23 protein-coding genes are annotated in these 20,980 nt (G+C 65.5%); 8 read left to right on the top strand and 15 right to left on the bottom strand.

Annotated elements, in window-relative coordinates:
• Window positions 1-262: 262 nt before the first annotated feature.
• The 3 genes from KB874_RS00285 to KB874_RS00275 form a co-directional block, all read right to left on the bottom strand.
• A complete protein-coding gene (locus KB874_RS00285; protein WP_212534537.1) occupies window positions 263-511 on the bottom strand; it encodes a GNAT family N-acetyltransferase in 249 nt (82 codons plus the stop codon).
• 30 nt (window positions 512-541) lie between these two features.
• A complete protein-coding gene (locus tag KB874_RS00280; RefSeq protein WP_212534536.1) occupies window positions 542-844 on the bottom strand; it encodes a hypothetical protein in 303 nt (100 codons plus the stop codon).
• Window positions 845-1,119: 275 nt separating this feature from the next.
• Complete coding sequence (locus KB874_RS00275; protein ID WP_212534535.1) at window positions 1,120-2,490, bottom strand: class II 3-deoxy-7-phosphoheptulonate synthase; 1,371 nt, start codon at window positions 2,488-2,490, stop codon at window positions 1,120-1,122.
• Window positions 2,491-2,659: 169 nt separating this feature from the next.
• Here KB874_RS00275 and KB874_RS00270 point away from each other — a divergent pair, with 169 nt between their 5' ends.
• Together KB874_RS00270 and KB874_RS00265 are read left to right on the top strand one after the other, a co-directional pair.
• Complete coding sequence (locus KB874_RS00270) at window positions 2,660-3,670, top strand: GlxA family transcriptional regulator (RefSeq protein WP_212534534.1); 1,011 nt, start codon at window positions 2,660-2,662, stop codon at window positions 3,668-3,670.
• Window positions 3,667-4,173 (top strand): GNAT family N-acetyltransferase, encoded by a 507-nt coding sequence (locus KB874_RS00265; RefSeq protein ID WP_212534533.1) that lies wholly within the window; start codon window positions 3,667-3,669, stop codon window positions 4,171-4,173. The genes KB874_RS00270 and KB874_RS00265 overlap by 4 nt, the downstream gene beginning before the upstream one ends.
• Here KB874_RS00265 and KB874_RS00260 read toward each other — a convergent pair.
• Together KB874_RS00260 and KB874_RS00255 are read right to left on the bottom strand one after the other, a co-directional pair.
• A complete protein-coding gene (locus KB874_RS00260) occupies window positions 4,161-4,967 on the bottom strand; it encodes a DUF2235 domain-containing protein (protein WP_212534532.1) in 807 nt (268 codons plus the stop codon). The genes KB874_RS00265 and KB874_RS00260 overlap by 13 nt on opposite strands.
• Window positions 4,968-5,038: 71 nt before the next feature.
• On the bottom strand, window positions 5,039-6,142 hold the full coding sequence (locus KB874_RS00255) for a PQQ-dependent sugar dehydrogenase (protein WP_428849219.1): 1,104 nt from the start codon (window positions 6,140-6,142) through the stop codon (window positions 5,039-5,041).
• A 46-nt stretch (window positions 6,143-6,188) separates the two neighbouring features.
• Between KB874_RS00255 and KB874_RS00250 the strand changes: the two genes are divergently transcribed.
• A complete protein-coding gene (locus KB874_RS00250; protein WP_212534531.1) occupies window positions 6,189-6,551 on the top strand; it encodes a hypothetical protein in 363 nt (120 codons plus the stop codon).
• 1 nt (window position 6,552) lies between these two features.
• On the opposite strand, the gene KB874_RS00245 is transcribed toward KB874_RS00250, so the two are convergent.
• Entirely contained in the window at window positions 6,553-7,074 is a 522-nt protein-coding gene (locus tag KB874_RS00245) for a component of SufBCD complex (protein ID WP_212534530.1), read from the bottom strand.
• 130 nt (window positions 7,075-7,204) lie between these two features.
• Between KB874_RS00245 and hemB the strand changes: the two genes are divergently transcribed.
• Entirely contained in the window at window positions 7,205-8,203 is a 999-nt protein-coding gene (gene hemB, locus KB874_RS00240; RefSeq protein WP_212534529.1) for a porphobilinogen synthase, read from the top strand.
• Window positions 8,204-8,333: 130 nt separating this feature from the next.
• Window positions 8,334-8,888, top strand: coding sequence for a lipid-binding SYLF domain-containing protein (locus tag KB874_RS00235; RefSeq protein WP_212534528.1), 555 nt, complete (start codon window positions 8,334-8,336; stop codon window positions 8,886-8,888).
• A gap of 103 nt (window positions 8,889-8,991) precedes the next feature.
• On the opposite strand, the gene KB874_RS00230 is transcribed toward KB874_RS00235, so the two are convergent.
• The gene (locus tag KB874_RS00230) at window positions 8,992-9,261 is read right to left on the bottom strand and encodes an usg protein (RefSeq protein WP_212534527.1); all 270 of its coding nucleotides are present in this window, start codon (window positions 9,259-9,261) and stop codon (window positions 8,992-8,994) included.
• A 193-nt stretch (window positions 9,262-9,454) separates the two neighbouring features.
• Here KB874_RS00230 and gyrA point away from each other — a divergent pair, with 193 nt between their 5' ends.
• On the top strand, window positions 9,455-12,190 hold the full coding sequence (gene gyrA, locus KB874_RS00225) for a DNA gyrase subunit A (protein WP_212534526.1): 2,736 nt from the start codon (window positions 9,455-9,457) through the stop codon (window positions 12,188-12,190).
• Window positions 12,191-12,292: 102 nt separating this feature from the next.
• On the opposite strand, the gene KB874_RS00220 is transcribed toward gyrA, so the two are convergent.
• The 4 genes from KB874_RS00220 to KB874_RS00205 form a co-directional block, all read right to left on the bottom strand.
• On the bottom strand, window positions 12,293-12,631 hold the full coding sequence (locus tag KB874_RS00220; RefSeq protein WP_212534525.1) for a hypothetical protein: 339 nt from the start codon (window positions 12,629-12,631) through the stop codon (window positions 12,293-12,295).
• Window positions 12,632-12,801: 170 nt separating this feature from the next.
• Window positions 12,802-14,289, bottom strand: a complete 1,488-nt coding sequence (locus KB874_RS00215) for a carboxypeptidase M32 (RefSeq protein ID WP_212534524.1) — start codon at window positions 14,287-14,289, stop codon at window positions 12,802-12,804.
• 3 nt (window positions 14,290-14,292) lie between these two features.
• The gene (gene ctaA, locus KB874_RS00210; protein ID WP_212534523.1) at window positions 14,293-15,432 is read right to left on the bottom strand and encodes a heme A synthase; all 1,140 of its coding nucleotides are present in this window, start codon (window positions 15,430-15,432) and stop codon (window positions 14,293-14,295) included.
• A gap of 217 nt (window positions 15,433-15,649) precedes the next feature.
• Window positions 15,650-16,399 (bottom strand): RNA methyltransferase, encoded by a 750-nt coding sequence (locus KB874_RS00205; RefSeq protein WP_212534522.1) that lies wholly within the window; start codon window positions 16,397-16,399, stop codon window positions 15,650-15,652.
• 129 nt (window positions 16,400-16,528) lie between these two features.
• Between KB874_RS00205 and KB874_RS00200 the strand changes: the two genes are divergently transcribed.
• Entirely contained in the window at window positions 16,529-17,146 is a 618-nt protein-coding gene (locus tag KB874_RS00200; protein WP_212534521.1) for a thiamine phosphate synthase, read from the top strand.
• On the opposite strand, the gene olsA is transcribed toward KB874_RS00200, so the two are convergent.
• The 3 genes from olsA to KB874_RS00185 form a co-directional block, all read right to left on the bottom strand.
• On the bottom strand, window positions 17,120-17,965 hold the full coding sequence (gene olsA / locus KB874_RS00195; RefSeq protein WP_212534520.1) for a lyso-ornithine lipid O-acyltransferase: 846 nt from the start codon (window positions 17,963-17,965) through the stop codon (window positions 17,120-17,122). The two genes, KB874_RS00200 and olsA, sit on opposite strands and share 27 nt — an antisense overlap.
• On the bottom strand, window positions 17,962-18,744 hold the full coding sequence (gene olsB, locus KB874_RS00190; RefSeq protein WP_212534519.1) for an L-ornithine N(alpha)-acyltransferase: 783 nt from the start codon (window positions 18,742-18,744) through the stop codon (window positions 17,962-17,964). The genes olsA and olsB overlap by 4 nt, the downstream gene beginning before the upstream one ends.
• An 88-nt stretch (window positions 18,745-18,832) precedes the next feature.
• Complete coding sequence (locus KB874_RS00185) at window positions 18,833-19,015, bottom strand: DUF3553 domain-containing protein (protein ID WP_212534518.1); 183 nt, start codon at window positions 19,013-19,015, stop codon at window positions 18,833-18,835.
• A 45-nt stretch (window positions 19,016-19,060) separates the two neighbouring features.
• Between KB874_RS00185 and KB874_RS00180 the strand changes: the two genes are divergently transcribed.
• Complete coding sequence (locus tag KB874_RS00180; RefSeq protein WP_212534517.1) at window positions 19,061-19,666, top strand: histidine phosphotransferase family protein; 606 nt, start codon at window positions 19,061-19,063, stop codon at window positions 19,664-19,666.
• A gap of 12 nt (window positions 19,667-19,678) precedes the next feature.
• Here the strand turns inward: KB874_RS00180 and KB874_RS00175 are convergent, their stop codons facing one another.
• Window positions 19,679-20,944, bottom strand: coding sequence for a glutamate-5-semialdehyde dehydrogenase (locus KB874_RS00175; protein WP_212534516.1), 1,266 nt, complete (start codon window positions 20,942-20,944; stop codon window positions 19,679-19,681).
• Window positions 20,945-20,980 lie beyond the last annotated feature (36 nt).

Genomic DNA, 20,980 nt, shown 5'->3' with positions numbered 1-20,980 from the left:
GCGCGCAAGCCCCTAGCCAGATGTGAAGATACGCCACCCGAGGCGCCCAGTGCACCCTGGCTTTCAACAAGAGAGCGCCCTTGCGGAAAGCCGCGGGGGCATATTCGTTTGATTTACCCACCTATCGGACGAAACGAACGTTGATGTGGTATCTTTGGCGCGTATCGGCCACCTTGTGTCCTGTTCGCCGGAGCCCGTGGGTTGGCTGGCAAGCAAACCTCGCCGCAGTTCGGTTGCTGGACCTAAACCGAGGAGTGACCCGTTAGAGGCGCTTGAGGAGTAGGACGGCGTCGGTACCCGAATGGCGCCAGCCAGGGATGTCGAGACGCCGGCGCGCCGCCTCATCATAGCCCATCCGGGCATACAGGCGAGTGGCCCCCGGGTTCGATGCGGACACGATCAATGCCATGCCCGGATTACCGTCGGCTTTCGCGCGCTCTTCTGCGTGCCGCAGCAGCGCGGTTCCAAACCCCTTACCACGCGCATCGGGCACCGTGGCCAAGATGTACACGTACCAATATCCTGCAGCGAGGTTCTCAAGCTATTGCAAGGGCACGAAAGGCGCCGGGACATCCGGGCCGATGGGACCCGGTTCGGATGGCAGCCGATACGCGACGAGCCCGGCCTCGACCACGCCGTTCACCTCAATCACATGGGCGTTTCGATAGCTGAAACTGCCCTCGTCGCGCATTGCCCGCTCTAGCCCAACATCGTCGATGCTTTGCCCCGGTGCAGCCATTCCGGCCCAGACGAGGTCAGGAAGACCGTCGCCGGCCCATACGAAGAAACGAACGAGATGTGGCGCGTCATCGGGAGTCGCCGCGCGAATGAATTCCGAGGTCATCTTCACGCTCCCGATTTGATACCCTCCTCGAGAAATGCGAGTTCGAATCCGCATGGTCAACACTGGCGACGCGCACGCGTTCGATACGACCGAGATTGATCCAGCGCTGGATATTCATCACGTCCATCGGACCCATGCAGCGGTCCCCACTTGGGTCCTAAAGAGGATGAACGTCCCGTCAAGGATTGCGATCCAGCCGTTGCCGCGACCATCACCACATGTGGTAAGCGGCCCGCCGCATCGCGACGGGCCTTTGACGTGTCCGGGTTGGCCGGTCAGCCGTTGGCGGCCGCCGCGCCAGCCTGGCGCAGCGCCGTCAGTTCCTCGGCCACGAGGAAGGCCAGTTCCAGCGATTGCGAGGCGTTGAGGCGCGGGTCGCAGGCCGTGTGATAACGATCCGACAGGTCCTCTTCGGTGACCGCGCGCACGCCGCCGGTGCATTCGGTCACATCCATGCCGGTCATCTCGAAATGCACGCCGCCGGGGATCGTGCCCTCGGCGCGATGAATCCCGAAAAACTCCTGCACCTCGCGCAGCACCAGGTCGAAGGGCCGCGTCTTGTAGCCGGTGGCCGACTTGATCGTGTTGCCATGCATCGGGTCGCAGACCCAGAGCACGTTGGCGCCCTCTTCCTGAACCGCCTTGATGAGGCGCGGCAGGTTCTCGGACACCTTGCCCGCGCCAAAGCGCGCGATCAGCGACAGCCTGCCCGGCTCGTTGTTCGGGTTCAGCTTGGCCATCAGGACCTTGAGATCTTCTGCGGTGGTGGTCGGGCCGCATTTCAGGCCGATCGGGTTCAGCACGCCGCGGGCGAATTCCACGTGCGCGCCGTCCGGTTGCCGCGTGCGGTCGCCGATCCAGATCATGTGACCGGACCCCGCCAGCCATTTCCCGCTGGTCGAATCGAGGCGGCACAGCGCCTCTTCGTATTCAAGCAGCAGCGCCTCGTGGCTGGTGTAGAAATCCACCGTCTGGAGGCTGGGCTCGCGGTCGCTGTCGAGACCTGCGGCGCGCATGAAGTCCAGCGTGTCCTGGATGCGGTTCGCCATGTCACGATACTTTTCCGCTTCCTCGCGGTCGGTGAAACCCAGCGTCCAGCTGTGCACCTGGTGAACGTCGGCATAACCGCCGGTCGAGAAGGCGCGCAGCAGGTTCAGCGTCGCCGCTGCCTGCGTGTAGCCCTGCAACATCTTGGCCGGATCGGGCCGGCGCGCCTCGGGGGTGGCGGCCAGCTCGTTGATGATGTCGCCGCGATAGCTGGGCAGTTCCAGGCCGTTCACCATCTCGGTCGGCGCGCTGCGCGGCTTGGCGAACTGGCCGGCCATGCGGCCCACCTTCACCACCGGCACCTTGGCGCCAAAGGTCAGCACCATGGCCATCTGCAACATGACCTTGAACGTGTCGCGGATCGCGTTCGCGCTGAACTGCTCGAAGCTCTCGGCGCAATCGCCGCCCTGAAGCAGGAACGCCTCGCCGCGCGACGCGGCCCCCAGCGCCTTTTTCAGCTTGCGCGCCTCGCCGGCGAAGACCAGCGGCGGGTATTTCGACAGTTGCGCCTCGACGGTGTTCAGCGCGGCCTGATCCGTATAATCGGGCATCTGAACCCGCGGCTTGGCGCGCCAGCTCGTTTTCTGCCACTCGGTCATCGCTTTTCTCCGGTTCTTCTCAGCATGGGTGTTGGCGTTAACGCGTCGTCTATACTCAAAGCCCGGCGGACCCGCCACCCGCTTTTATGCGACATATCTTGACGCTTTCGTCCTTCTCTGACCATCCTTGCACAGCGGCGCGCCTGCCGCGTGGAAGGATGCCGCCGGAATGCTCGCACAGACCCAGCGCCAGACCGTCGAGATCGAGAACGCCCCGGACAAGCCCCGGCGTTTCGTCTTCGTGCTGCTGGAGAACTTCACCCTGCTGTCCTTTGCGGCGGCGCTGGACTGCCTGCGGCTGGCCAACCGGATGTCGGGCCGCAAGCTGTATGACTGGCGCCTGATCGGCGAGGGCGGCACGGTGGTGCGCAGTTCGACCGGCACGGCATTCCATCTGGATGGTGACCTCGACGAGTTGCGCCGCGACGACACGGTGATCCTGTGCGGCGGCATGGACGTGCAGGACGCGACCACCAAGAAGATGCTCAACTGGCTGCGCCGCGAGGCCCGCAAGGGGCTGCGCATGGGCGGGCTTTGCACCGCGGGCTACACGCTGGCCCGTGCCGGGCTTCTGGATGGCAAGAAGGCGACGATCCACTGGGAGAACCACGACAGCTTTTCCGAGGAATTCGAGGAGGTCACGCTGACCAAGTCGGTGTTCGTGATCGACGGGAACCGGATGACGACGGCGGGCGGCACCTCGTCCATCGACCTGTTCCTGCAGATCATCGCCAGCGACCATGGCGAGGATCTGGCCAGCGCGGTGGCCGACCAGCAGATCTATTCCTCGATCCGCACCGACCAGGACACCCAGCGCCTGTCCGTGCCGACCCGCATCGGCGTCCGCCACCCCAAGCTTAGCCAGGTCATCCACAAGATGGAGGCCAATATCGAGGAACCGATCAGCCCCGCCGTCCTGGCGACCGAGGTCGGCATGTCGACACGCCAGTTGGAGCGGTTGTTCCGGCGCTACCTGAACCGCTCGCCCAAGCGTTATTACATGGAGCTGCGCCTGCAAAAGGCGCGCAACCTGTTGATGCAGACGGACATGAGCGTGATCAACGTCGCGCTGGCTTGCGGTTTTGCCAGCCCGTCGCATTTCTCGAAATGCTACCGCGCGCATTATGAGACGACCCCCTATCGCGAACGCGGCGCCCACGCGCAGCGCCTGTCGGTGTGATCGAGACGCCCCGGCTGCGCCTGCGGCCGCTGCGCGAGGACGATGCAGAAGCGCTGCACGCGATCTTTTCCGACCCGCGCGCCATGCGCTACTGGGACCGTCCCGCCTGGGATGATATCGCGGAAACCCGTCGCTTCTTGGCGAAATGCATCGACAACCCGCCGGACCAGTCGCTGGAATACGCGGTCGAGCGCGACGGCGCGCTGATCGGGCGCGTGGCGATGTGGAAACGCTGGGAGGTCGGATACCTGATCCATCCCGACCATTGGGGCCAGGGCCTCGCGACCGAAGCCATGCGCGCGTTGATCGCCGAGATCGCGGCGCGCTTTCCCGAGGCGCAGACGCTCACCGCCGAGATCGACCCCCGCAACATCGCTTCGGCCCGGTTGCTGGCGCGGCTGGGCTTCGCGATGACCGGGCTTGAGGAACGGAACTTCCTCTATGGTGGGACCGAGTGGTGCGATACCGCCTCGTATGCGCTGGCCCTGCGTCAGGACGAATAGGCAGCCCCCAGCGTGCTGAACGCCTTGCCGAACATCCAGTCCCAGGCCCGTCTCATCCCGGCCCTTTCCTGTGCCGGCGTGATGTTCGACGGCCAGGGTTCACCGCTTTCGTGGATGTTGTGGCGGCGCCGGTCGGATGCGGCCGCCGCGGCCCCGATGACCGGCCCAAGTCGCGCCATGTACATGTAATCCTCGGGACCGACGCCGGGCTTGACCATCGCTTCCCCGTTCGGCCAGCCGCCGACGCCGCCATGCGTGGTCATGAAGGTCGCGGGCAAAACGTTCGCGCCGGTGCCGTAGAGCCCGCAATTGCCAAAGCTGACGCGGCTGCCCGACAGCGGATCGCGCAGCGCGTGAAAGGCCATGGTGACATTGCCGGGGATGGAATTCGTCTGGTCGTCATCCATCCAGAAGGACCGGTCCACCGCGTCGAACAGGTACATCTCCTGCACGGGGATGCGCCTTTGCTGCAACCGGTGGGCGATCACGATCATCGCCGCGCCGCCCCGGCTGAACCCGCCCAGGAAGAGCTTTCGGTCCGGGTTGGGCGACGATCCGTAATTGGCCAGAATCCAGTTCAGGGCCTGTTCGACGATCTGGGCCGAACTGCGGCCCGTCACACTGTCCTGCGTGCCGGGAAAATACTTGTGCCGGTCGAACCCCAGCGAGGCGATCCGCTTGACGTGGCCGTTGGTCATCGACTGGGTGCCCTCCAGCATGACGCAGGCGCGTTGCACCGCGTTGCCGGAGGGATCGGCATTGTCGGTGCCATCGATGCAACAATAAATCCGCATGGTGAAATTCCCCGAAAGGCAACCAATGCGGAAAGCCTGCCGGGGAATTCTGCGCCGATCAAGAAAAAGCGTCAGCTGCCTTCGCCGGGCACCAACCGATAAAGCGCGCCGTTGCCCTCGCTGAGGAACCACAGCGCCCCGTCCGGCCCCTGGTCGACGTCGCGCACACGGCTGGTGGCCGCGCCCTCGATCCGCTCGACCTCGCGCAGCGGATTGCCCGAAAGGCGCGAGACATAGTCGAATTTCAGCGATCCGACAAAGGCCTGGCCGTCCCAGTTGCCACCGCGGAAGAACGCCATGTCCGACGGCGCAATCGAGGGATCCCAGTAATACACCGGCTGTTTCATACCCTCCTGCGCGGTGCCAACCCCGATAGACGAGCCGTTGTAGTTCACGCCGTAGGCGATCACGGGCCAGCCGTAATTCGCGCCCTTCTCGATCCGGTTGACCTCGTCCCCGCCGCGCGCGCCGTGTTCGATCACCCAAAGCTGGCCATCGCCGTCCACCGCCGCGCCCTGCGGGTTGCGGTGGCCCCAGGACCAGATTTCCGGCTGCACGCCGGACTGCCCGACAAAGGGATTGTCGGCAGGCACGCGCCCGTCCCGCGTGATCCGCAGCACCGAACCGTTGTGCATCGCGCGGTCCTGCGCGGTCTCGGGATTGCCGCGGTCGCCCACGGTCACGAACAGCGTGCCATCCGACGCCTCGACGATGCGCGAACCGAAGTGAAAACCGCCTCCGCTGCCGCGTGCAATCTCGAAGATCGTCTCGCCACCCTCCAGGCGGCGGCCGTCCTCGGACAGGCGCGCGCGGTAGACGGCGGTGCCCGATCCGCGGACGAACTGCGCCTTGGAGTAGGTCAGGAATATCTCGCGGCTGGTGGCGAAATCGCGCGGCACGAGGATGTCCAGCAGGCCGCCCTGCCCGTCCACCTCGATTTTCGGCAGACCGTCGATTGTCCAGCGGTCCTCGCCGCGCTGCGCCACAAGCGCACCCTCGCGTTCCGTGACCAGGATCGTCCCGTCCGGCAGGAATCCGAAGGCCCAGGGAATGTCGAGCCCCTCGACCACGGGTTGCGCGACCATCGGGCCGGCTTCGGTCGCGATCCGTTCGGCCAGGGCGGCGCTGGCAGCCAGGATCAGGGCGGCGGTGGCGGCTGCGGTCTTTGGAAACACGGACAAATCCTCCTATCATCGGGATATGGGGGCATATGGGGGTGCAATGCGGCACAGCAAGGGTTTCGTCCTGGCCGGAATGGTCACGATGGCGTCGACAGGCCAGGCCGGGGCCGCGCCCGAGGCGTGGCTATGTGCCTTTGCACCGCCGTTCGAGACGCTGCGATTCACGCTGGACCCGGCGCAATTCGCTGATCCCGTCTCACCGGACGAGCCGCCCCGCCGCCAGCTGTCGCGCGTCACCCTGCCTAATGTGGAACTGACCGCCGAGGCGATCCTGACGCAGGATGGCGGTCGCGGCTTTTTCCTGGCCGAGCGCGCCATGCTGCTGATCCGCCACAGTGACGGGTCGGCCACGCTGACGGCGGACGGGGCGCGGCTGGGCGGAGAATGCCGCCCCGAAGGCTGAGTCAGAGCACGTGCGCCGAGAGGTTCTGATACATGCCCCAGAGCGCGGTGACGAAAATCGACAGCATGCCGATCCCCTGAACCGCGAAGCGGTGCCGCACCAGCCGACGCCACAGCGCCTCGCCGCTGTTCTCTCCGGCCTGGATGCGGCGCGAGGTGCGGAGGCTGAGCAGACCCACGAGGCTCATCGGGAAGGCCAGCAGGAACAGCGCCTGCGCCAGTTCGATCCCGTAGCCGAAGCCCAGCACGCCCATCCCGGTCAGAAGTGCCGAGCCAAGCCCCGCGACCCAGAGCCCGGCCTCCTCGACGATGAAGATCAGGCGATTGGTGTTGATCCGCACGAGGTCCTCGAGATCCTGCTCGGCCCGCCCACCATTGCGCCGTGCGCGCGCCACCATGTCGAAGGGCACGCCCAGGACCCAGTGGCTGGCAGAGGACCAGACGACCGCGAGGACGATCCAGAACCAGAGGTTCGAGAAGGACCGCATGTCGATGACTTCGAAAACGGTTTCGTACCAGTCCAAATGTCCGCCCTTTCGCCTGCGCGCCCTCTCTAGCGTGGCAAAACGCGATTGCCCATAGCCGGGCGCGGGTCTGGACAGCGGGCCATGCACGGTGCATCCCTAGTGTCGGAAAAAAGTGACAGGTCATGCCATGCAGCCCACGCAATCGCCCTTCCCCGCCACCCGCTTTCGCCGACTGAGGCAGAGCCCCGCGATAAGGGCGCTGGTCTCGCAAACACTGCTGACGCCGTCCGATTTCATCTGGCCGGTCTTTGTCCGCGACGGCGAGGGCGTGGTCGAACCGATCGCCTCGATGCCCGGCGTGAACCGGCTGTCGGTGGACAAGGTAGTCGAGGCAGCGCGAGAGGCGCACGCCTTGGGAATCCCGGCGATCTGCCTGTTTCCCTACACCGACCCGGCGAAGAAGACCAAGGACTGCGCCGAGGCGTGGAACCCCGACAACCTGTCCAACACCGCGACCCGCGCGATCAAGGATGCCGGCATCGACATCGCGGTGATGACCGACGTGGCGCTGGATCCCTATAATATCGATGGGCATGACGGGTTCGTCGAGGACGGTTATGTGGTCAACGACCGCACGGTCGAGGCGCTGGTCAAACAGGCGCTGTCCCAGGCGGCGGCCGGCGCCGACATCATCGGACCCAGCGACATGATGGACGGCCGCATCGGCGCGCTGCGCAAGGCGCTGGAATCGCACGGCCACCAGAATGTCTGCCTGCTCAGCTATGCCGCCAAGTATGCCAGCGCCTTCTACGGCCCCTTCCGTGATGCGGTGGGCGCATCCGGCGCGCTGAAGGGCGACAAGAAGACCTATCAGCAGGATCCCGGCAATTCCGACGAGGCGATGCGCCTGATCGCACGCGACCTCGCCGAAGGCGCCGACATGGTAATGGTCAAGCCGGGCATGCCCTACCTCGATATCTGCCGCCGTGCCAAGGACATGTTCGGCGCGCCGACCTTTGCCTACCAGGTGTCGGGCGAATACGCGATGCTGGCCGGCGCGGCTGAACGCGGCTGGGTCGACGGCGACAAGGTGATGCTGGAGTCGCTGGTGGCGTTCAAGCGCGCCGGTTGCGACGGGGTGCTGACCTATTTCGCGCCCGCCGCCGCGCGCCTGCTCAACGGCTAGCGGTTTGTCGCCCAAGGCCTACAACAAACGGTGACAATCCCGTGCGCTGGCTGTATAAAGCGCCCAGCCGGAGATCCCGGTTTGCAGCAAACGGGACGCAAAAGACGTCCGAACGAGAGCGAGCAGAGCCATGACCCTTTCCCGACGCACCCTGATGATGGGCCTGGGCAGCACGACGCTGCTGGCCGCATGCGCCAACGGCGTGGGCAGCCGCGGCCCGGCGATGATCGACGCCCGCGCAGACGCCACCCTGGCGCAGCTTTACAACGAATATCCCGGCACGCGTAGCCTCGGTGCGAAATCCGCGGGCATCCTGATCATGCCTCTTGTCACCGAGGCCGGGCTTGGCTTCGGCGGCGCCTATGGGCGCGGCGCGCTGCGCGTCGGCGGGGCGACGGTGGATTACTATTCCGTCGCCAAGGCCAGCGGCGGGCTGCAAATCGGCGGCAAGCAATATTCGCATGTGCTGTTCTTCATGACGGAACAGGCGCTGATGAACTTCCGCCGCTCGCCCGGTTTCGCCGCCGGCGCGAATATCGAATACGCCATCCCCGAACGGGGCGAGACCCTGGCCGCCGAGACGACGACCTCGCTCGCGCCCGTGATCGCGGTGATCTTCGGCCAATCGGGCCTGCATGTGGGCGCGACACTGGAAGGCGTGAAATACACCCGGATCATTCCCTGACAAAGGTGCAAGAGGGTTCTGCACCTCTTGGTCCCGGACAGGTCCGGGACCAATCGACCCCATAGTTTGTCCGGCTCGATGTAGCCGGAGCTTCGGTTGCGCCTCAGTGGTAGGTGAATTCCCCCACCACATTGCGCCATTCGCCCGGGCTGATCATCTTTCGATGCACGAAGCGCACCGAGTGGAGCGGCCCCTCGATCTGATCCTGCCAGTACTCGATGAAGCGGAACAGTTTCGGGTGGTCAGGGGCGAGGTCGTAATCCTGCCAGACGAAGGTATTGATGACGTTCTTGTAGTCGGGCATGCGGTAGAAGAATTCCGCCGTGGTCAGCCCGTAGCCTCGCAGCATCAACTCGGTCTCGCTTTTCTCCATCCTGTAACCTCATGTCGGGGTGTCACAGAAAGAGTCTGCCAAGTGATTCTTTACTTTTCAATAAAAACAGTGTGTTAGCAGTCATATGCCGCGGCTGCCAAAATGCGGTGGGCAGGCGCCATTGCACCCCGCATCTTGTCTCTGGTATAGTTCCGGCAACTAGATATGGCCGCGCAACGGACAGGCAGAGCACGTGAACGATACGCCGGAAACTCCTGAAAACGAAAAGAAAAAACCGGCGCCTCATGCCGGACCGACGATCACCATCACCGACGAGATGAAGTCGAGCTATCTCGACTATGCCATGTCGGTGATCGTCAGCCGGGCCATTCCCGACCTTCGGGACGGGTTGAAACCGGTGCACCGGCGCATCCTTTATACGCTCTGGGAGAACGGCCAGACCCGCGCCAAGCCCTATCGCAAATGCGCGACGGCGGTCGGCGACGTGATGGGCCGCTATCACCCGCACGGGGATTCGGCGGTCTATGACGCGCTGGTGCGCATGGCACAGGATTTCTCGATGTCCCTGCCGCTGATCGATGGCCAGGGCAATTTCGGCAGCATGGACGGCGACCCGCCCGCCGCCTACCGCTATACCGAAAGCCGCTTGCAGAAGGTGGCCGAGGCGCTGCTGGAAGATATCGACAAGGAGACCGTCGATTTCGTCCCGAACTATGCCAACGAGCGGATGGAGCCGACCGTCCTGCCCGCGCGCTATCCCAACGTGCTGGTCAACGGCGCCGAGGGCATCGCCGTCGGCATGGCCACGCGAATCCCACCGCACAACCTGGGCGAGGTGATCGACGCGACGCTGGCGCTGATCGCCAATCCCGACCTGTCGTCCGAAGACCTGATCGACTACATCCCGGCCCCCGACTTTCCCACAGGCGGCGTGATCCTGGGCCGGTCCGGTGCGCGCAAGGCCTATCTCGAAGGGCGCGGCAGCGTCATCATCCGGGCCAAGACCCGGGTCGAGGAACTGCGCAAGGATCGTTTTGCCATCATCATCGACGAGATCCCCTACCAGGTGAACAAGGCCACGATGATCGAGCGCATCGCCGAGGCCGCCCGCGACAAGAAGATCGAGGGCATCGCCCACGTGCAGGACGAATCCGACCGCGACGGCGTGCGCGTGGTGATCGAGCTCAAGCGGGATGCGACGGCAGAGGTGGTGCTGAACCAGCTCTATCGCTTTACCCCGATGCAGACCTCGTTCGGATGCAACATGCTGGCGCTGAACGGCGGCAAGCCGGAACAACTGACGCTGCGCGCCTTCCTTACCGCCTTCATCGACTTCCGCGAGGACGTGGTGGCGCGGCGCACCGCCTACCTGCTGCGCAGGGCGCGCGAGCGGTCGCATATCCTGTGCGGTCTCGCCGTGGCGGTCAGCAATGTCGACGAGGTCGTGGCGACGATCCGCTCCAGCGCGGATGCCTCCGAGGCGCGGGAACGGCTGATGACGCGGCGCTGGCCGGCGGGCGCCATCCTGCCCTATATCGCACTGATCGACGACCCGACCCACAAGGCCAACGAGGACGGCACCTACAACCTGTCCGAGGCGCAGGCACGCGCGATCCTGGAACTGCGGCTGCAACGCCTGACGCAGCTGGGCGTCAAGGAAATCACCGACGAGCTCGAAGACCTGGCGGCGAAGATCAAGGATTACCTCGACATCCTGTCCTCGCGCGAGCGGATCATGCAGATCATCGGTGACGAGATGCGCAGCATTCGCGACGAGTTCGCCGTGCCGCGCCGCACCGAGATCACCGACTGGGCCGGAGACCTCGACGACGAGGACCTGATCGAACGCGAGGACATGGTCGTGACCGTCACCGCGGGCGGCTATATCAAGCGCACCCCGCTGGCCGAGTTCCGCTCGCAAAAGCGTGGTGGCAAGGGCCTGTCGGGCGGCGCGCTCAAGGATGACGACGTGGTGACGACGCTGTTCGTCGCCAACACGCACACGCAGCTGCTGTTCTTCACCACCGACGGCATGGCCTACAAGCTCAAGACCTGGCGCCTGCCGCTGGGCGGGCGCACCTCGAAGGGCAAAGCGATCGTCAACATCCTGCCGATCCCGACCGGCGTCTCGATCGCCGCGATCATGCCGGTGGACCGCCCCGAGGAGGAATGGGACGCTCTCCAGATCGTCTTTGCGACCTCCAAGGGGTCGGTGCGCCGCAATCGGCTGTCGGACTTCACCAACGTGATGCGCAATGGCAAGATCGCGATGAAGTTCGAAGGCGAGGATGAGAACACCCGCCTGATCGACGCGCGCATCTGCTCCGAGGATGACGACGTGATGCTGGTGACGAATTCCGGCCGGGCGATCCGTTTCCCGGTTCCGGACGTGCGGATCTTCAACTCGCGCAGTTCGACCGGTGTCCGGGGTATCCGCCTGCTGGGCAAGGACGAGGTTGTGTCGATGTCGGTGATCCGGCATTTCGACGCGGAATCGGACGAGCGCGCCTCGTATCTCAAGATGCGCCGCCTGATGGCGGGTGTGACCGAAGAGACCGAGAGCGACGAGGAAGAAGGCAATGCCGACAGCGCCCTGCCTCAGGACCGCTATGCCGCGATGTCGGCGGCCGAAAACCTGATCCTGACCATCACGGCCAAGGGCCTGGGCAAGCTGTCGTCAAGCCACGATTACCCGGTGCGCGGGCGCGGCGGGATGGGCGTCACCGCGTGGGAGAAAACCATGCGTGGCGGCGAGATCGTTGCCAGTTTCCCGGTCGAGATGGACGACCAGATCATGCTGGCCACCTCGAAAGGCCAGTCGATCCGCGTGCCAGTGGACGGGATTTCCTTCCGGTCGCGCAGCGCGGGCGGGGTCAAGGTGTTCGACACCGGCGCCGGCGAGGAAGTGGTCAGCGTTGCCTGGATCGCCGACCAGGGCGACGACGAGGCAGAGGACGGCGGCGCGTAAGCGCCGCCCGATCCGTCCGCGTCCTGGGGAAGGGCAACGGGAGATCGGACATGAAAAAAGGCGCGGTTCTCACCGCGCCTTTTTCCGTCTATCAGGTCGGGATCACTCGGTGTCGGACGACGAGTTGATCGCGATGATGCCTGCAGCCAGTGCCGCGATGCCAATGCCGACACCCGCTGCGCCGCCGCCAGCCAACAGACCGCCACCCGCACCCGGGGCAACTGCGCCTGCGGTGCGACGGATGCAGTAGAACGTATTTGCCGGCTCACCTTCGACCGAGTTCCGGCAAGCCAGAACCTCACCATCGCTGGTCCGGACGCTCAGCGGGTAGTTGGGCAGGCCACTGTCGCCGATGACCGTGCCAGTCGCTGCGAGTGCGGGGACAACCGATGCAGCGGTGATGGCAGCCGCAGCAATGATGCCAAAGAATTTCTGATTCATGTTCATTTCCACTGTTAGAGCGTTAGAAACACCTTACAGGTGCGGTTCCTCTCGTTGCAAGAAGAATGCTGGATCATGGTTCGCACATGCGGCATTTTTCGCACCACTTGGTGGAATTGCCGTGACTTTGGGCTTGAACCCTGCGCCGAAACCAGTCTGAAAACCGCCTGTCAGGCGGCTTTCAACCCGTATATGCCGGCGAATTTCGCATCGAGGTAATCCAGCAGCGGTTCTTCGCTGACCGGCATCCCGGCGGCATGTTCGATCGTGGCACGCGGCGTGCGCAGGCCGCCGAAGCGTTGCAGCCGTTCGCGCAGCCAGGCCAGCGCCGGGCCGGTCCGGCCCACGGCCAGTTGCGAGTCGAGATCGGGCACCGCACGGCGCAGCGCGGCATGCAGGCAACCGGCATAGACATTGCCCAACGTGTAGGTCGGGAAGTAGCCGAACAGGCCCGCGGACCAGTGCACGTCCTGCAGGACACCGTTGGCGGGCGTGTCGACCGCATAGCCGAAATCGGCCAGGAACCGGTCGTTCCACGCCGTTTCCAGATCCGCCACCGCCAGGTCGCCCGAAATCAGCGCGCGTTCGAGGTCGAAGCGCAGCAGCACGTGCAGGTTATATTGCACCTCGTCCGCTTCGGTGCGGATGTAGCCGTTCTTCAGCCGGTTCACCGTGGCATAGAAGGACTCGGGGTCGGGAATGCCGAAATCGCCGAACTCGTCCCGCATCCGTTCATACAGCCAGCCGCAATAGGCGCGAGACCGGCCCAGCTGGTTCTCGTAGATGCGGCTCTGGCTTTCATGCACGCCCATCGACACGCCGCCACCCACAGGGGTCAGATGATAGGCCGCGTCGATGTTCTGCTCGTATCCCGCGTGGCCGGTTTCGTGGATCGTCGAGTAGAGGCAGTTGAACGGGTCGGCGGGCACCGTGCGGGTGGTGATCCGCACGTCATGCCCCTGCCCCGAGCTGAACGGATGCACCGCCTTGTCGATGCGCCCGCGCCGCAGGTCATAGCCAAAGCTTTCGGCCACGATCCGGGCCAGCCGCATCTGGCCGTCCTCGTGGAAATCGACACCCAGCGCCAGCGGTGACGGCCGTCCCAGCACCTCGGCCCGCAACGCGACCAGCCGGGGCCGCAGTCGGTCGAACATGGCCTGAAGGTCCGCTCCCTTGGCGCCCGGCTCGTAATCGTCGAGCAGCGCGTCGTAGAGATCGCCGTCCTCGCCCGCCAGCGCGGCGGCCTGTTCGCGCCGCAGGCGCAGCACCTCGTCCAGAAGCGGTGCGAAGCCGCGGAAATCGCCCGCCTCGCGCGCCTCGATCCAGGTGACCTGCGCCCGGCTGACGGTGCGGGCGATGGCGGCGGCCAGAGCGGCGGGCACCTTCACGGTACGTTCATAGCTGCGCCGGATCAGCCGGAGCTGCGCGCGGTTCGCCTCGTCCAGCGCGGCGTCGTCAACCGATGCCAGCCAGTCGCCCAGACGCGGGTCGCCGCGGCGGGCATGCAGCACGGATTCCAGCGCTGCGACCTCTTCCTCCCGTTGCGCCGCGGCCCCGCGGGGCATCATCGTCTCCTGGTCCCAGGAAAGGCGACCGGCGACCTGGGCCAGGGCCTCGGTCTCGCGCTGGAAGGACATGAGGTCGTCAAAGGCTGTCATCAATCAACTCCTGAGGGATTGCGGAACAGGATAGCGCGCGGCAAATCTGCCCCGCAGGATCAGCGCCCAGAGCGCCACGGCGCCCAGTTGGTGCAGGATGGCGATCTGCCAAGGCGCCATGTAAAGCACGGTCACGATCCCCAGCACCATTTGAAGGCACAGAACTGCGAAGATCGCGTTAAACCGGAACCGTGTGTCACGATTGGCCGAACGGCGCGCCCGCAACCAGACCACGACCCCGAAGGCGAACAGCAAGTAGCCTGCCATGCGGTGCAGGAATTGCACAAGCCCCGCGTTCTCGAAGAAATTGCGCCAGACCGGCGTCAGGTCGAACGGATAGGGCGGCAGGAAATGCCCGGCCATCAGCGGCCAGTCGTTGTAGGTGCGACCCGCGTCGATCCCCGCCACCAGCGCCCCCAGCAAGATTTGCAGGAAGGCGAAATGCATCAGCCCGGTGGACATCGAAAAGAGTTTCGGCTCGGCCGAGCGGCGCGCCTGCATCAACGCGCGCTCCTCGCGTCCCAGCGCATAGACATACCAGGCGATCAGCCCGAGGATGACAAAGGCCAGCCCCAGATGCGTCGCAAGCCGGTAGGAGGCAACGTCGAGCCGCTCGCCCGTCAGGCCGGAGGCGACCATCCACCAGCCGATCGCACCCTGGAGCCCACCCAGCACGCCCAGGCCAAGCAGCCGGCCCGTCCAGTCGGTGGGAATACGACGCGCCAGCAGGAACCCGAAGAACCCCAGCGCCCAGACCAGGCCGATCACCCGGCCCAGCTGCCGGTGACCCCATTCCCACCAGTAGATGAACTGGAACTCGGACAGGCTCATGCCCTTGTTCTGAAGCTGGTATTCAGGAATGGCGCGGTACTTGTCGAACTCGACCTGCCAGGCCTCGGCCGACATCGGCGGCAGCGCACCGGTCAGCGGGCGCCATTCGGTGATCGACAGACCCGAATCCGTCAGCCGCGTCAGCCCGCCCACCGCGATCATCGTCACCACCAGCGCGAACAGCACGATCAGCCACAGCCGGATCGCACCGCGCGCGCCGCGCCGTCCCGCGTCGATCATTCCGCCTGTCTGCGGCTGCCCGGATCGGGTGGTTTCCCCGACTTCTTCGAACAGCTTGCGCTTTTCTGCCATCATGGACTCCGTTAAAGTTGTTCTAGCGAGGCTGTTGCGCAACCGCAACCATCCATACCTCCCGGAATGGGTCAGCAATTCCGGACTTTGCCTGCGACCCGAGACAGGGCATGCTCAACCTCAAGTTTATCCCGCCCCGATGGGCGGCCCTCTTTCTCCCTGACCGTGCAACCGGTCGACTGGCAGGCGGGCGCGATGCTCGCCTGCCCTTTTCTTTCTAGCGCCCGCCACGTTCCTTCCAGCGCACGATTTGCCGCATCATGCCATGCAGCATCTGCACATCGGCGCGGGTCAACGGCATCCGGCTCCACATGTTGCGCAGGTTGACCTTCATCGCCTCGGCCTTGGTTTCCGGAAAGAAGAACCCCGCCTCATTCATGCGCTCCTCGTAGTGCCGTGCCAGGTGCTCGATCTCGTGGGTTTCCGCGGGCTCGGTGCCGGCCAAGGCCTGCACGACGGGCGCCGTGTCGTCCTGGATGCGGCGCCACTCATAGGCGCACAACAGCACGCATTGCGCCAGGTTGAGCGAGGCAAACGCCGGGTTCACCGGGACCGAGACGATGGCGTTGGCCTGCGCAATGTCCTCGTTTTCCAGCCCCGCGCGTTCGGGGCCGAAGATCACCGCCACCCGCTGTCCCTGCGCGATGCGGTCGCGCGCCTCGCGCATCGCGGCCTCGGGCGTGTAGACGGGTTTTGTCAGGTCGCGCGGTCGCGCGGTCGTGGCCAGGGTGAAATGACAGTCAGCCAGCGCCCCGGCCAGATCGTCGGTCAGCAGCGCCTCGTCCAGCAGCCGGCCCGCCCCCGAGGACATGGCCACGGCCTTTTCGCTCGGCCAACCGTCGCGGGGGGCCACCACGCGCATCCGGTCCAGCCCGAAATTCCACATGGCGCGGGCCGCCGCACCGATATTCTCGCCCATCTGCGGGCGCACCAGCACGAAGGCCGGTTGCGGCATGTCCGTCGGCATGTGGGTCTCCTGCAATTGCGCGCCCTGTCCTATCCGGGCGCGCCGCCTTGGGCAAGCGATGGCGAATCGGAATGGCCAAGCGCGCGCCGCTGCGGTAAACGACCGCTCCAGACGATCAGGGAGCCCGCCATGGCCGAGCAGGACACGCCGCAGATCTATCTCGTCACACCGCCGGATTTCGAGTTGGGCAGCTTTTCGGGAACGCTGGCGCGCGTCCTGGATGGATGCGAGATCGCCTGCCTGCGCCTGTCGCTGGCCAGCCATGACGAGGACCGCCTGATGCGCGCCGCCGACGCGGTGCGCGATGTGGCCCACGCCGCCGACGTGGCGTTGGTGATCGATACGCACACGGTCCTCGCCGAACGGCTGGGCCTCGATGGCGTGCACCTGCGGGACGGATCGCGCAGCGTGCGCGCGGCGCGCAAAGCTCTGGGGTCCGATGCGATCGTCGGCGCGTTTTGCGGCCAGTCCCGCCACGATGGGATCAGCGCCGGTGAAGCGGGCTGCGACTATATCTCGTTCGGCCCGGTGACGGGCAGCCTCGGCGATGGCGGCCTGGCAGAACGCGAGCTGTTCGAGTGGTGGTCGCAGATGATCGAGCTGCCGGTGGTGGCCGAGGGCGGCCTGACCGAGACAGCCGTGCGCAGCCTTGCCCCGGTTACCGACTTCTTCGCCGTGGGCGAAGAGATCTGGGGTGCGGACGATCCGCTGGCCGCGCTGCTACGCCTGCGCCAGGCGATGCTCTGACCCGATCGCCGCCATGTGGTCGGCGCGCACCTGGTCTTCGAGGTGCGAGGCCAGGCTCTTGCGGTTGGGGAAATCGTCGACCCGCACCGGCTTGTGATAGATCACCTCGACGCGGCCTTGCCGTGGCTGGGCAAGAATCTGCAGGAGTGACGGGCCGAAGTCCATCTCGCCCCACCAGCCATAGAAATCCGGTTTGCGGTTGGGCGGGGCGTGATAGATCACCGTCACCGCCTGCAACTGTACCGCGTGGCGCAGCCGCTCAGAAAAGAACGATGCGAAGAGCGTCGTCTTGAAGGGCAGCACGCGTCGCCCGTCGGTGGAGGTGCCCTCGGGGAAGAACAGCAGCCGGTGGCCGTGCATCAGCCGTTCCTCGAACAGCTGCGTCTGCGCGCGGGCATCACGCGGATCGCGGCGGATGAACAGCGTGCCCGTCGCCCGCGCAAGCCAGCCGATGCCGGGCCACTTCGCGACCTCGGATTTCGAGACGAAATAGATCGTCTTGCGGCTGTTCAGTACGAAAATGTCCAGCCACGAGGTATGGTTCGCCACCAATGCTCCCGGCCCGCGCATCACCGGCCCTTTCTGTTCCACCGGCAGGCCCATGACGGCCAGCGTGCTGCGGCAGACAAAGCGGGTGATATGCGGCGTGAACGGGCGGTCCATGCCGCAGAGCGGTCGTTCCACCAGCCGGCAGAGCAGCAGGAAGGCCAGACCGCCGAACACCACGACGGCGATCACCGGCGCGCGCAAGGCGATCCGCGCCCAGCCGGCCGCACCCGGCGGCTCGAAGACTGGCGGCGGCGGTGGCGTCCAGTTCATGCGCCGGGGGCGCCGGCATAGCGGCGGCTCTGCTGCGGGTCGAGCCGCGCGGTGTCCATGACAAGGCACACATCGGTCGTGTTGAAGGCATGGTCGACAAAGGCGCCCTCGCCCACGAATCCGCCCAACCGCAGGTAGGACTTTATCAGCGCGGGCACACGCAGCATCGCGGCGCGCCGGTCAAGCTGATCCTCGGGGATCAGGTCCATCGGCTGGAACACCCGCGCCCGCACCCGCAATTCCGGTGGCGCCAGGTGGCGGTGATGCAGCAGCGACAGCGGCTCTGCCAAAGCGGGAATGTTCGTGCCGTGGAAGCTTGCCACGCCGAACAGGATCTCGATCCCGTGGCGTTGAACGTAATCGCCCAGGCCCTGCCACAAGTGCAACAGCGCGCTGCCGCCGCGATAGTCGCGATGCAGGCAGGAGCGCCCCAGTTCCAGCAGACGCCGGCCGCTCTGCCGCAGCAGGGTCAGGTCGAACTCGTCCTCGGAATAGAATTGCCCGGCGGCCTCGGCCTGGTCGTCGCGCAACAGGCGGTAGACGCCCACAACGGCGCCTTCGGACTGCTCGTCGCACAGGATCAGGTGATCGAAGAACGGGTCAAAGCGGTCGCGTTCCAGCCGGGCGGCATGGTCGACCATCGGGCCGTCGCCCCCCAGTTCCTCGACGAAGACCGCGTAGCGCAGGCGTTGCGCCGCCTCGATATCGGCCTCGGATCGCGCGAGACGCACCGAAAAGTCCGAAGTCTGTCGTGATCGGGAAGGCTGCTGAGCGCTCATGCGCCGCTTCTAGCAATCCTGCCCGAAAGGACAAGCATCGTGATGCTTTGCAGCGGCATTAACGCTTGGATAACCTCGTTCCGTTTACCTATGATCCATACACCGGTAGCAAGAAGATGCGCGCGCCGTCGATCACGACCTTGCCTTCCTCGCGGAAGTTCACGGTGATGCGGCCACCGATGTTGGATTGGACCTGTCCGATTCCCCAGTCGGGCCGGTCAGGATGCTGCACCAGCATCCCGGGTTCAAGGAGTGCGTTAAGGTTGGTCATGGTTCTGTCCGGGTTCGGGGCGAATGAGAAACGAAGGCGAGGCGAATGAAGACAGACAATAGCGCCACACTGGTCGCATTGGTAGGGTCGCGGCTGTGCCATGACCTGATCAGTCCAATCGGGGCGATCCAGAACGGGTTGGAACTGATGACGATGGCGGGGGCGCAGGCCTCGCCGGAACTGGACCTGATCCGCGACAGCTGCGACAGCGCGGCGGCACGCATCCGGTTCTTCCGCATCGCCTTCGGCACCGCCGGCAACGACCAGCATGTCAGCGCGCGCGAGATCACCTCGACGCTCAAGGGCCTGACCGCGAACAGCCGAATCGACGCGCAATGGCGCCTGCCCGACGACCAGCCCCGTCCGCTGGTGCAGATGGCCTTCCTCGCCTGCCTGTGTTGCGAAAGCGCACTGCCGCTGGGCGGCACGATCCACTGCGACAAGGACGGCGCGCGCCTTTCGGTGTCGGCCACCGCGGCGCGGGTCAAGGCGCTGCCCGAGGCCTGGGACATCCTGCGCGGCGGCGGTGATGTGGCGGCGATGACGCCCGACCGGGTGCAGTTCGGCCTGCTGGCCCTGCTGGCGGCGGAACGCGACATGCCGCTGACCATCAGCACCGGCGAGGCCGGCGTGCGGATCGAGATCGGCTAACGGCCCGCGCCCTTACGGGCGCACGGTGCCGTCGCCGGTGACCAGGTACTTGAAGCTTGTCAGTTGCTCGGCCCCCACGGGGCCGCGCGCGTGCATCTTGCCGGTGGCGATGCCGATCTCGGCGCCCATGCCGAACTCGCCGCCATCGGCGAACTGGGTCGAGGCGTTGTGCATCAGGATCGCGCTGTCGAGCCGGGTCATGAAACGGTCGGCCGCGTCCTGGTCCTCGGTCACGATACAATCGGTGTGTTGGCTGCCGTACCGGCGAATGTGAGCGATAGCGTCATCAATAGAATCAACGACTTTCGCCGCGATCTTCATGTCGAGATACTCGCATCCCCAATCCGACTCTGTGGCCTGCCGCACCCCTGAAATGGCCTGAAGCGTCCCGTCGCCGCGCACCTCGACACCCGCATCAAGCAAAGCGCGGATCACGCCCTGGCCGACCGTGTCTAGCGCCTCGCGGTGGATCAGCAGGCATTCGGCCGCCCCACAGATGCCGGTGCGACGGGTCTTGGCGTTCATCACGACCTTCAGCGCTTTGACCGGGTCGGCCTCCTTGTCGAGATAAACATGCACGATGCCCTCGAGATGGGCAAAGACCGGCACCCGCGCCTCGCGCTGCACCAGCCCAACCAGCCCCTTGCCACCGCGCGGCACGATCACGTCGATGAAACCCGTCATCGCCAGCATCTCGGATACCGCCGCGCGGTCGCGCGTCGGCACCAGCTGGATCGCGTCCTCGGGCAGTCCCGCGGCGCGCAACCCCTCGACCAGGCAGGCATGGATGGCGGTCGAGCTGTGAAAGCTCTCGGAGCCGCCGCGCAGGATCACGGCATTGCCGGCCTTCAGGCACAGCGCGCCGGCATCGGCAGTGACATTGGGCCGGCTTTCATAGATCACGCCGACCACGCCCAGCGGCGTGCGCACCCGGCGAATATGCAGGCCAGAAGGCCGGTCCCATTCCGCCATGACCTGCCCGACGGGGTCATCCTGCGCCGCGATGGCGCGCAGACCGTCACAGATGGACTTGATGCGGTCCTCGGTCAGCAGCAGACGGTCCATCATGGCGTCGCTCAAACCCTTGTCGCGGCCATAGTCCATGTCCTGCGCGTTCGCCTCTACGATGTCGGTGCGGTGCGACCAGACCGCATCGGCGGCGGCGTTCAGCGCCCTGGCCTTGGCCTCGGGCGCGGCAAAGGCAAGCTCTGCCGCAGCAGCACGCGCGCGGCGGCCGATCTCGGCCATCAGGGCGGGGATGTCGGTCTGGTCCTTCATGGCGTCGTCCTTCGTGGCGGGTCGGTCCGAGGGTAA

Source organism: Thetidibacter halocola, from assembly GCF_018224955.1.
GTDB lineage: Bacteria > Pseudomonadota > Alphaproteobacteria > Rhodobacterales > Rhodobacteraceae > Thetidibacter > Thetidibacter halocola.
This window is presented reverse-complemented; position numbering and strand designations above follow the sequence as displayed.